This window comes from Streptomyces sp. P9(2023), from assembly GCF_032436795.1.
Classification (GTDB): Bacteria; Actinomycetota; Actinomycetes; order Streptomycetales; family Streptomycetaceae; genus Streptomyces.
This window is the reverse complement of record NZ_JAUPWM010000042.1, coordinates 47,484-58,545: the sequence shown is the minus strand read 5'-3', so window position 1 is coordinate 58,545 and position 11,062 is coordinate 47,484. Positions and strand designations below refer to the sequence as shown.

The following is an 11,062-nucleotide window of genomic DNA, read 5'->3' as shown; positions in this document are numbered from 1 at the left end:
AACCTCGGCATCAAGCAGCCCGTCTCCGCGATCCTGGAAGCCGCCGAGGAACACCGCGCCGACGTCATCGGCATGTCCGGCCTCCTCGTCAAGTCCACCGTGATCATGAAGGAGAACCTGGAGGAGCTCAACTCCCGCGGTCTGGCCGCCGAGTTCCCCGTGATCCTGGGTGGCGCCGCACTCACCCGCGCCTACGTCGAACAGGACCTGCACGAGCTGTACGAGGGCGAAGTGCGCTACGCCCGCGACGCCTTCGAGGGCCTGCGCCTGATGGACGCCCTCATCGGCGTCAAGCGCGGTGTCCCCGGAGCCGTACTCCCCGAGCTCAAGCAGCGCCGCGTCAAGGCCACCGGCGTCCAGGCCGCCGAGCGGCCCGAGCAGGAGCCGCAGGGCCGTTCGGACGTGGCTGTCGACAACCCGGTGCCGACCCCGCCGTTCTGGGGCACCCGCGTCGTCAAGGGCATCCCGCTCAAGGACTACGCCTCCTGGCTCGACGAGGGCGCCCTGTTCAAGGGGCAGTGGGGCCTCAAGCAGAACCGGGCCGGCGACGGCCCCTCGTACGAGGAACTCGTGGAGAGCGAGGGCCGGCCGCGGCTGCGCGGCTGGCTGGAGCGGCTGCACACCGAGAACCTGCTGGAGGCGGCCGTCGTCCACGGCTACTTCCCGTGCGTCTCCAAGGGCGACGACCTGATCATCCTCGATGAGGCCGGCAACGAGCGGACCCGCTTCACCTTCCCGCGTCAGCGCCGCGGCCGCCGCCTCTGCCTCGCGGACTTCTTCCGCCCCGAGGAGTCCGGCGAGACCGATGTCGTCGGCCTCCAGGTCGTCACCGTCGGCTCGAAGATCGGCGAGGCCACCGCCAAGCTCTTCGCCTCCGACTCCTACCGCGACTACCTCGAACTGCACGGCCTGTCCGTGCAGCTGGCCGAGGCGCTCGCCGAGTACTGGCACGCCCGCGTCCGCGCCGAGCTCGGCTTCGCGGGCGAGGACCCCGCCGACGTCGAGGACATGTTCGCGCTCAAGTACCGGGGCGCGCGCTTCTCACTCGGCTACGGCGCCTGCCCGGACCTGGAGGACCGGGCGAAGATCGCCGAGCTGCTGAACCCCGAGCGGATCGGCGTCCAGCTCTCGGAGGAGTACCAGCTCCACCCCGAGCAGTCCACGGACGCCATCGTGATCCACCACCCCGAGGCGAAGTACTTCAACGCCCGGTAACGCCCGGCAACGCCCGGTAACCCTCGGTAACGCCTGGTAACACCCGTCCCGGGAGTAAATCAGCGCACCTCACGTCAGCGAGACGTACACTGGTCGGTCCAGTGCAGGCCGGTCGCCCTACCCCCAGTACCGGGGAGGGGGACCGGCCTTCTCGTCCCTCCATGGAGGTGTGCCGGATGACCAGTACGGTCCCCGCGTCCTTGTTCCGCGCCAACGGAAGCTCCGCCCTGCAGGCGGTCTTCCTCGACATGGACGGCACCCTCGTCGACACCGAGGGCTTCTGGTGGGACGCGGAGGTCGAGGTCTTCGCTGACCTCGGACACCGGCTGGACGAGTCCTGGCGCGACATCGTCGTCGGCGGCCCCATGACCCGCAGCGCGGGCTATCTGATCGAGGCCACCGGCGCCGACATCACCCTCGCCGAGCTGACCGTCCTGCTCAACGAGAAGTTCGAGCACCGCATCGGCCGGGGTGTACCGCTGATGCCGGGCGCCGAGCGGCTGCTCGCCGAGCTCGCGCACCACAACATCCCGACCGCCCTGGTCTCCGCCTCGCACCGGCGCATCATCGACCGGATCCTCGCCTCGCTCGGCCGGGACAGGTTCACGCTCACCGTGGCCGGCGACGAGGTCGAGCGCACCAAGCCGCACCCCGAGCCGTATCTGACGGCGGCGACCGGCGTCGGCGCCGAACCGGCGCTGTGCGCCGTCATCGAGGACACCGCGACGGGCGTGGCGGCCGCCGAGGCCGCCGGCTGCCGGGTGGTCGCCGTCCCCTCCGTCGCCCCGATCGCGCCCTCCGCGGGACGGGTCGTCGTCCGCTCTCTGGAGGACGTGGACGTGCCCTTCCTGCGCACGCTGATCAGCGGACCGTGACCATGTGACCGGCCGCCCGCGAAGCCGGCACGCGCGTGACCTTCGTCACCCAGCGTGCCGGAGCGTGGGCGGCCTTCTCGTGTCCGATGTCCGGCAGATCGGATTTGCCCGCCGACGTCTGTCCTGATTCGCGCCTTCCTTCATGAATCATCCCCGCGCATGACTATCGAACCCTCCGTATTCATGATCACTATCCGCATCCACGGCGGACTCCGCGCGGTCCGGCGCCACGGCGTCTCGCACTAATCTTTCGCGAGAACTACGCCGCACTTTCCGTGCCCCGGCGACCCATCCACGTCGCCGCGCACACAGGACCGATCGCTCACCATCCCGGCCCGATCGCCCGCCCCGACCGGGCGGACGCGGCGGAGTGTCCGTACGCCGCTGTATCCCAGTGCCGGATGAGGAGAAAGTCCCTGATGCACCGCAAGACCTTGGCCCTGCCGGCCGTCGCCGGTCTGCTCGCCCCCCTGCTCACCGCCTGCGGCGGCGCGGACGAGTCCAGAGCCATCGTCGTCGGCACCACGGACCAGTTCGTCTCCACGAGCGACGCCCCCGCCCCGCTCGACCCGGCCTTCGCCTACGACACCGGCGCCTGGAACATCCTCCGGCAGACCGTGCAGACCCTGATGCACGTGCCGCGCGGCGGCGGCGAGCCCGTCCCCGAAGCCGCCGAGAGCTGCTCCTTCAGCGACCGCGCCAGCGAGAGCTACCGCTGCGTCCTCCGCGAGGGTCTCACCTTCGCCGACGGCACGCCGCTGACCGCCGCCGACGTGAAGTTCTCCGTCGAACGCGTCCTCGCCATCAAGTCCGACAACGGCACCGCCGCCCTCCTCGCCAACGTCGACACCGTCGAGACCGACGGCGAACGCGGTGTCGTCTTCCACCTCAAGACGCCCGACGCGACCTTCCCGTACAAGCTCTCCACCCCGGTCGCCGGCATCCTCAGCAAGAACACGTACGACGGCAGGAAGCTCCGTGAGGGCTTCGACGTCGACGGCTCCGGCCCGTACACCATGAAGACCGAGCGCCAGGGCGACCACATCGTCAAGGCCGTCTTCACCAGGAACCCCTCGTACAAGGGCGACATCAAGCTCCGCAACGACAAGGTCGAGCTGCGCTCCTTCACCGACGCGGACACCATGGGCGAGGCCCTGGAGAAGCGCGACATCGACATGATGACCCGCGCCATGTCGCTCGAACAGGTCAAGACCCTCACCGAGCAGCCCAAGGACGGCATCGACCTCACCGAGGTCCCCGGCCTGGAGATCCGCTACCTCGCCTTCGACACCGACGCCCCCTCCGTCAAGGACAAGGCCGTCCGGCAGGCGATGGCCGCCGTGATCGACCGGGGCGCGATCGTCAACTCGGTCTACGGACCCACCGCCCAGCCGCTCTACTCGCTGATCCCCTCCAGCGTCACCGGCCACTCCACGGCCTTCTTCGACGCCTACGGCGAGCCCAGCAAGAGCCGGGCCGCCGGCATCCTGCGCAAGGCCGACATCACCGCCCCGGTCGCGCTCACCCTGCACTACACCACCGACCACTACGGCTCCGGCACGAAGAAGGAGTTCGAGGCGCTGCGCGACCAGCTCAACGCCACCGGACTCTTCGACGTGACCGTCCAGGGCAGCGAGTGGTCCACCTTCCGCCCCGCGCAGAAGCGCGGCGACTTCCCCGTCTACGGACTCGGCTGGTTCCCCGACTTCCCCGACCCGGACAACTACGTCGCCCCCTTCCTCGACTCCGACAACTTCCTCAACACCCCTTACGTCAACGCCTCGGTACGGGACCAGCTGATCCCGCGCTCGCGCCGCTCGGCCGACCGCACCGCCGCGACCCCCGTCTTCGGCCAGATCCAGAAGATCGTCGCCCAGGACGTCCCCGTCCTGCCGCTCTGGCAGGGCAAGCAGTACGTCGCCGCACGCGACGACGTGACCGGCGTCGAATGGGCGCTGAACACCTCCTCCGACCTGCTCCTCTGGGAGCTCGGTCGCGGGAGCGCCTGACCCCTCAACCAGTTCGGCTCCACCGGCCCCGCCCCACGCGCGGCCGGTCTGGCAAGAGATCAAGAGGCACGTTCTGTGAAGCACAACAAGTGGCTGACAGCCCCCCTCGCCGCGGGCCTGTCCGCCGCCCTGCTCAGCGGCTGCGGCACCCAGCAGGGCGGCGGAGCCGAGGGCTCCGGGGGCAACGTCCGCGTCGGGATGTCCGACGAGGTCCTTAGCCCCGATCCGGCCGCGGGCTACGACCCCGGCTCCTGGCTGCTGTTCAACAACGTCTTCCAGTCCCTGCTCAGCTTCCCCAAGGGCGCGACCGAGCCCGAGCCGGAGGCCGCCGAGAAGTGCGCCTTCGAAGGCGGCAGCAAGGTCTACCGCTGCACCCTGCGCGACGGCCTGAAGTTCTCCAACGGGAACCCGCTGACCTCCAAGGACGTCAAGTTCTCCTTCGACCGCGCGCTGAAGATCGACGACCCGTCGGGCCCGGCGCCGCTGCTCTCCTCCATCGCGTCCATCGAGACCCCGGACGACCGGACCGTCGTCTTCCGGCTGAAGACGCCTGACGCGACCTTCCCCAGCAAGATCGCCTCGGGCGCCGGCTCGATCGTCGACCACCGCGAATACGCCGGGGACGGGCTGCGCACCGACGGCAAGGCGGTCGGCTCCGGCCCGTACACGCTGCAGTCCATCAGCGACAGCGAGGCCGTCTTCGCCGTCAACAAGGAGTACACCGGCTCCGCCAAGGCGCAGAACGGCGGTGTCACCCTCAAGCTGTACGGCGGCGACCGCGCGGCCCTCTCCAAGGCCCTCGCCGACGACGAGATCGACGTCGCCTACCGAGGCCTCGCCGCCGACGACATCGCCGGCCTCGAAGCCTCCGCCGGCACCGACGACAAGGGCGTCGAGGTCGTCCAGGGCACCAGCGCCGAGGTCCAGCACCTCGTCTTCAACGTCAAGGACCCCGTCGTCGGCAAGCTCGGCGTCCGCCAGGCCATCGCCCACCTCGTGGACCGCGAGGCGCTCGTCCAGAACGTCTACAAGTCGACCGCCACGCCCCTCTACTCGATCGTCCCGGCGGGCGTCGCGGGCCACAACACCGCCTTCATCGACACCTACGGCGACCGCCCCGACGCCGCCAAGGCCAAGAAGGCGCTCCGCAAGGCCGGCCTCACCGGCAAGGTGAAGCTCACCCTCTGGTCCACGCCGAGCCGCTACGGCCCCGCCACCGACCAGGAACTGAAGGCGATAGCCGAGCAGCTCAACACCAGCGGCCTGTTCGACGCCGACGTGAAGTCGGTCGAGTTCGAGCAGTACGAGAAGGACATCGCGGACGGCAAGTACGGCGTGTACGTCAAGGGCTGGGTGCCCGACTACCCGGACGCCGACAACTTCACCGCCCCGTTCTTCGGCGAGGGGAACGTCCTCGGCAACAACTACGCCAACGCCACCATCACCGGCAGCCTGCTGCCGAAGACCGCGGCCGCCGCCGACCGCTCGGCGACCGAGCAGGACTTCGGCAAGCTCCAGGACCTGGTCGCCGAGGAGCTTCCGCTGCTGCCGCTGTGGCAGGGCAAGCAGTACGCCGTCGCCCGTGACGGCGTCACCGGCCTGGACTGGACCCTGGACGCCTCGACGGTCTTCCGCTTCTGGGAGATCACGAAGGGCTGACGGGCCACCGCGGCCTCCTACGGCTATTCGGCCGGCGGGCCGCCACCCGCCACCCCAAGGGAAGGGGCCCGGCACGCGACACGCGCGCCGGGCCCCTTCTCGTACTCCGGGAGAACCTGCCGGAGAACCCGCCTACTACGCCCCGGGGCGCACCAGACCGCTCTCGTACGCGTACACCGCCGCCTGGACCCGATCGCGCAGCCCCAGCTTCGTCAGCACATGGCCGACGTGCGTCTTCACCGTCGTCTCGCTCACGAACAGATCCGCCGCGATCTCCGCGTTCGAAAGACCCCGCGCCACCAGCTTCAACACCTCGACCTCACGATCGGTCAGCGTGTTCAGCGTGTCCGGCACCTGCTCGTCGCCCGACGGCAGATGCGCCGAGTACTTGTCGAGCAGACGACGCGTGATCGACGGCGCCAGCATCGCCTCGCCCGCCGCCACCACCCGGATCGCCTGCACCAGTTCGTTGGCGGGCGCGTCCTTCAGCAGGAAGCCACTGGCCCCCGCGCGCAGCGCCTCCACCACGTACTCGTCCAGATCGAACGTCGTCAGGACCAGCACCTTCGCCGGACCGTCCCGGCCCGGACCCGTGATCTGCCGCGTCGCCTCGACGCCGTCCATCCGCGGCATCCGGATGTCCATCAGCACCACGTCGGGCTGCAACGCCCGCACCTGATCCAGGGCCTGCAGGCCGTCCCCGGCCTCTCCGACGACCGCGATGTCCTGCTCCGCCTCCAGAATCATCCGGAAACCGGTGCGCAGCAGCGGCTGGTCGTCGACCAGTAGGACGCGGATAGCCACGAGAACTCCTTCACGGCGCGGGCTGGACCGGCCCCATTCTGCCCTGCCCCGAATCGTCCGACTCCGGCGGGCGCGCGGAAACGATCTCCAGCGGATACACCGGGGGAGTCCCACCGAACTCCGGACACACCGCCTGATGGTCGCACCAGCCGCACAGCTTCGTCGGCCTCGGCAGCCACTCACCGGTCTCCGTCGCCAGCCGGATCGCCTCCCACAGCGCCAGCAGCTTCCGCTCCACCCGCAGCAGATCCGCCTCCACCGGGTCGTACGTCAGCACATCACCGCTGCCCAGGTACACCAGCTGCAGCCGGCGCGGCACGACCTGCTTCAGCCGCCAGACCACCAGCGCGTAGAACTTCATCTGGAACAGCGCGCCCTCGCTGTACTCGGGGCGGGGCGCCTTGCCCGTCTTGTAGTCGACGATCCGCACCTCACCGGTCGGCGCCACGTCGACCCGGTCGATCACCCCGCGCAGCCGCAGCCCCGACTCCAGCTCCGCCTCCACGAACAGCTCACGCTCCGCCGGCTCCAGCCGGGTCGGATCCTCCAGCGTGAACCACCGCTCCACCAACTGCTCGGCCTCGATCAGCCAGCCCGCGAGGCGCTCGCCCTCCGCGTCCTCCGCGAACAGCTCGCCCAGCTCCGGCCGCGACTCCAGAAGCCGGTCCCACTGCCCCGGAATCAACGCCTTCGCCCGCGGCGCCGTCCGCTCCCCCGCGGGAGCGTCGAAAAGCCGCTCAAGGACCGCGTGCACCAGCGTGCCCCGCGTCGCCGCCGCGCTCGGCTTCTCGGGAAGCCTGTCGATCACCCGGAACCGGTACAGCAGGGGACACTGCATGAAGTCGTTCGCCCGCGAAGGCGACAACGACATGGGCGCCCTGGGCCCCGCGGGCGGCTGCTCGCTCGTACTCATGACCCAGACCCTACGACCCGCCACTGACAGCGAGCCGAATACCATCGACTCAAGACCCCGTCACGCTGCATGATCGAAGAGTGACGCACGACAGGGGTCGAGCGGAAGGCTACGAGAGGAACCCGTGAACCAGGACGACGAGCGCGGCGAGAACCAGCGGCCGCGGTCCGGCGACGCGGAACCGCCGCCCGGCGCCGACTCCCGCACCCGGCGCGGCGGGGAACCCGGTGGAGGGATCCTCATGGGCCGCCCCTTCGGCGTGCCCGTCTACGTCGCCCCCAGCTGGTTCCTCGTCGCCGCCCTGATCACTTGGGTCTTCGGCGACCAGATCCAGCGCGTCCTGCCCGACCTCGGCGCCGCCCGCTACCTGGTCTCCCTCTTCTTCGCCATCGCGTTCTACGCCTCCGTGCTCGTCCACGAACTGGCCCACACCATCGCCGCGCTCCGCTTCAAGCTCCCGGTCCGCCGCATCCAGCTCCAGTTCTTCGGCGGCGTCTCCGAGATCGAGAAGGAGACCGAGACCCCCGGCCGCGAATTCGTCCTCGCCTTCGTCGGCCCTCTGCTCTCCCTCGTCCTCGCGGGCGTCTTCTACCTCACGATGTACGCGGTCGAACCCGGCACCGTCCCCGGTGTCCTCCTCGCCGGCCTGTTCATCTCCAACCTGATCGTCGCGATCTTCAACCTGCTGCCCGGCCTGCCCCTCGACGGCGGCCGCATGCTGCGCGCCGTCATCTGGAAGATCACCGGCAAGCCCATGAGCGGCACCATCGCCGCCGCCTGGGTCGGCCGCGCCCTCGCCGTCGCCGTCCTCATCGGCCTCCCCCTCCTCACCCGCACCGGCCTCCTCGGCAACAACACCGACGAGATCAGCGGCGTGGACACCGTCACCGACGCCCTGCTCGCCGCGATCCTCGCCGCCATCATCTGGACCGGCGCCGGCAACAGCCTCCGCATGGCCCGGCTCCGCGAACACCTCCCCGACCTCTGCGCCCGCACCCTCACCCGCCGCGCCATCCCGGTGGAGCCCGCCACCCCGCTCTCCGAGGCACTCCGCCGCGCCAACGAGGCCGGAGCCCGCGCCCTCGTCGTCGTCGACGGCCTGGGCAACCCCACCGGCCTCGTCCGCGAGACCGCCATCGCCGGCGTCCCCCAGCACCGCCGCCCCTGGGTCGCCGTCAGCACCCTCGCCCAGGACCTCGGCGACGGCATGCGCGTCCCCGCCGAACTCGCCGGCCAACCCCTCCTCGACCACCTCCGCGCCAGCCCCGCCACCGAGTACCTCGTCATCGAGGACACCGGCGACATCTACGGCGTCCTGTCCACCGCCGACGTGGAACGCGCCTTCGTCAAGGCCATGGCAAGACCCTCCGCATAACCCCGGTACTCTGGTCACATGTCCGAACCGACCGGTGCCGCCCGCCGTCGCGGGCCCTTCAAGGTCGGGGACCAGGTCCAGCTCACCGACCCCAAGGGACGCCACTACACGTTCACGCTCGAGGCCGGGAAGAACTTCCACACCCACAAGGGTTCCTTCCCCCACGACGAGCTGATCGGTGCTCCCGAGGGCAGTGTTGTCCGTACCACGGGAAACGTCGCCTACCTCGCGCTGCGCCCCCTGCTCCCCGACTACGTCCTGTCCATGCCCCGCGGCGCCGCCGTGGTCTACCCCAAGGACGCGGGGCAGATCCTGGCCTTCGCCGACATCTTCCCCGGCGCCCGCGTCGTGGAGGCCGGCGTGGGATCGGGCTCTCTCAGCAGCTTCCTCCTGCGCGCCATCGGAGACAGCGGCATGCTGCACTCCTACGAGCGCCGTGAGGACTTCGCCGAGATCGCGAAGGGCAACGTCGAGCGCTACTTCGGCGGCCCGCACCCCGCCTGGCAGCTGACCGTCGGCGACCTCCAGGACAACCTGTCCGACACCGACGTCGACCGCGTCATCCTGGACATGCTCGCCCCCTGGGAGTGCCTGGAGGCCGTCTCCAAGGCGCTCGTCCCCGGCGGCATCCTCTGCTGCTACGTGGCGACCACCACCCAGCTCGCGCGCACCGTGGAATCCATCCGCGAGTTCGGCTGCTACGCCGAACCGCAGCCCTGGGAGTCCATGATCCGCAACTGGCACGTGGAGGGCCTCGCCGTCCGCCCCGACCACCGCATGATCGGGCACACCGGCTTCCTCGTCACCGCCCGGCGCCTGGCCGACGGCGTCGAGCCGCCCATGCGCCGCCGCCGCCCCGCCAAGGGTGCGTACGGCGACGACTACGAAGGTCCCAACAAGGGCTGACGGAAGACCACCCACCCGGGCTGACGCCCCCACAACGAACGCGTGCCGCCGCCGAGTTCCCGCCCCAGGGCAAGGAACTCGACGGCGGCACCTTCACGTTCGGCATCTTTGCGGACAGCCCGCACCCCGCCTGTTCCACCCACCTGTGACGTATGGCACGATGCCCGCAACTCCTTCGCCACCACGTTCCCAGGAGACATCCCGCGTGCAGCTCCCCGCCGTCCCGGACCTCGCGCACACCCACGCCCGGCCGGTGCACTGGCTGGCCACCGCGACCGCCATGGCCGCCGTCGTCGCAGCCGCCGGCCTGCTGCAACCCGGCCCGGCCACCGCCACCACCGCCGCCCCCGGCGGCGAACCGGCCATCGCACGGCCCGCGCCCGACGCCGCGACGGCCGACTACCCCCTGGAATGCGGGGGAGCCCCGGTGAAGGTCGCGCAGCGCGCGAGCGGAGACCTCGACGGCGACGGAAACCCCGAGACCGTCGCAGTCGTACACTGCGAAGCCGGCTCCGGCACGCCCCCGCACGCCGTCTACGTCCTGACCCACGGCCAGACCGGCCCGCACGCGCGCGTGGTCGCCACGCTCGTCGAGCCGAGCCGGCAGCAGACCGTCGCCGACATCGCCGTACGCGACGGGGCGGTCACCGCCACCCTGCTCGGCTACTCGTCCCCCGACGTACCCAGTTGCTGCCCCGACGAACAGGAACACGTCAGCTGGCGCTGGAAGGGCGGAAGCTTCGTCCGCTCCGAGCGCACCGACGCGAGAAGCGTCTAGTCCGTCACGAAGAGCGCTACCTAGTCCGTCACGAAGAGTGCCTGAACCGTCACTCCGCGTCGGGGCCGTAGACCTCGACCCTGTCCGAAACCCTGCGTACGTGGATGCAGTCGCCCGGGCACTCCTTCGCGGAGTCCACCACGTCCTGGAGCAGCGGCAGCGGCACCGGAGTCGTCGCCCCGGTGTCCTGCAGCAGTTCGTCGTCGGCGCTCTTCACATACGCGAGGCCGTCGATGTCCAGCTCGAAGACCTCCGGAGCGTACTGCGCGCAGATCCCGTCCCCGGTGCAGAGATCCTGATCGATCCAGACCTCCAGCGCCTCGCCGGCGCCCTGCGTCGGGGCCTCGTGCTGCACCGTCATGTCTCCTGCCGTTCCTGAGCGTCGAAAAAGAGATCGTTCTTCTAAGTCCGGTCAAGCCTGACGGGTGTTGACCACTGACGACGATACAACCGCCCGCTTTCCGATGTTGATGGGTGGGTATTCACCTGGCGTGAGGGGAAGCGCAAGGGTGAAGATCGGACACACCC

At 70.1% G+C, this 11,062-nt stretch carries 10 protein-coding genes; 7 read left to right on the top strand and 3 right to left on the bottom strand.

Going from position 1 to position 11,062, the window contains the following annotated elements:
• The 4 genes from Q5762_RS32205 to Q5762_RS32190 form a co-directional block, all read left to right on the top strand.
• The coding region (locus Q5762_RS32205) for a vitamin B12 dependent-methionine synthase activation domain-containing protein (RefSeq protein ID WP_315895816.1) at positions 1 to 1,215 on the top strand (1,215 nt) is incomplete at its 5' end.
• Between the two features lie 176 nt (positions 1,216 to 1,391).
• On the top strand, positions 1,392 to 2,090 hold the full coding sequence (locus tag Q5762_RS32200; protein ID WP_315895815.1) for an HAD family phosphatase: 699 nt from the start codon (positions 1,392 to 1,394) through the stop codon (positions 2,088 to 2,090).
• 419 nt (positions 2,091 to 2,509) lie between these two features.
• Positions 2,510 to 4,099: an ABC transporter substrate-binding protein gene (locus Q5762_RS32195; protein ID WP_315895814.1), complete on the top strand. Its 1,590-nt coding sequence runs from the start codon at positions 2,510 to 2,512 to the stop codon at positions 4,097 to 4,099.
• Between the two features lie 75 nt (positions 4,100 to 4,174).
• Positions 4,175 to 5,758 carry an ABC transporter substrate-binding protein gene (locus Q5762_RS32190; protein WP_315895813.1) on the top strand — a complete coding sequence of 528 codons (1,584 nt, stop codon included), beginning with the start codon at positions 4,175 to 4,177 and terminating at the stop codon, positions 5,756 to 5,758.
• Between the two features lie 135 nt (positions 5,759 to 5,893).
• Here the strand turns inward: Q5762_RS32190 and Q5762_RS32185 are convergent, their stop codons facing one another.
• Positions 5,894 to 6,562 (bottom strand): response regulator transcription factor, encoded by a 669-nt coding sequence (locus tag Q5762_RS32185; RefSeq protein ID WP_315895812.1) that lies wholly within the window; start codon positions 6,560 to 6,562, stop codon positions 5,894 to 5,896.
• A gap of 10 nt (positions 6,563 to 6,572) precedes the next feature.
• Positions 6,573 to 7,475: a RecB family exonuclease gene (locus tag Q5762_RS32180; protein ID WP_315895811.1), complete on the bottom strand. Its 903-nt coding sequence runs from the start codon at positions 7,473 to 7,475 to the stop codon at positions 6,573 to 6,575.
• A 124-nt stretch (positions 7,476 to 7,599) separates the two neighbouring features.
• Between Q5762_RS32180 and Q5762_RS32175 the strand changes: the two genes are divergently transcribed.
• The 3 genes from Q5762_RS32175 to Q5762_RS32165 all read left to right on the top strand — a co-directional run bounded on the left by Q5762_RS32175 (position 7,600) and on the right by Q5762_RS32165 (position 10,534).
• A complete protein-coding gene (locus Q5762_RS32175) occupies positions 7,600 to 8,850 on the top strand; it encodes a site-2 protease family protein (RefSeq protein WP_315895810.1) in 1,251 nt (416 codons plus the stop codon).
• 18 nt (positions 8,851 to 8,868) lie between these two features.
• Entirely contained in the window at positions 8,869 to 9,756 is an 888-nt protein-coding gene (locus Q5762_RS32170; protein WP_315895809.1) for a tRNA (adenine-N1)-methyltransferase, read from the top strand.
• 205 nt (positions 9,757 to 9,961) lie between these two features.
• A complete protein-coding gene (locus Q5762_RS32165; protein ID WP_315895808.1) occupies positions 9,962 to 10,534 on the top strand; it encodes a hypothetical protein in 573 nt (190 codons plus the stop codon).
• A gap of 49 nt (positions 10,535 to 10,583) precedes the next feature.
• Here the strand turns inward: Q5762_RS32165 and Q5762_RS32160 are convergent, their stop codons facing one another.
• Positions 10,584 to 10,895: a ferredoxin gene (locus Q5762_RS32160; RefSeq protein WP_315895807.1), complete on the bottom strand. Its 312-nt coding sequence runs from the start codon at positions 10,893 to 10,895 to the stop codon at positions 10,584 to 10,586.
• Positions 10,896 to 11,062: the final 167 nt, after the last annotated feature.

Excerpts from the sequence above, each read along its gene's own strand:
- Q5762_RS32200 (WP_315895815.1), top strand. The coding sequence starts at position 1,392 with ATGACCAGTACGGTCCCCGCGTCCTTGTTCCGCGCCAACGGAAGCTCC.
- Q5762_RS32195 (WP_315895814.1), top strand. The coding sequence starts at position 2,510 with ATGCACCGCAAGACCTTGGCCCTGCCGGCCGTCGCCGGTCTGCTCGCC.
- Q5762_RS32180 (WP_315895811.1), bottom strand. The coding sequence starts at position 7,475 with ATGAGTACGAGCGAGCAGCCGCCCGCGGGGCCCAGGGCGCCCATGTCG.
- Q5762_RS32170 (WP_315895809.1), top strand. The coding sequence starts at position 8,869 with ATGTCCGAACCGACCGGTGCCGCCCGCCGTCGCGGGCCCTTCAAGGTC.
- Q5762_RS32160 (WP_315895807.1), bottom strand. The coding sequence starts at position 10,895 with ATGACGGTGCAGCACGAGGCCCCGACGCAGGGCGCCGGCGAGGCGCTG.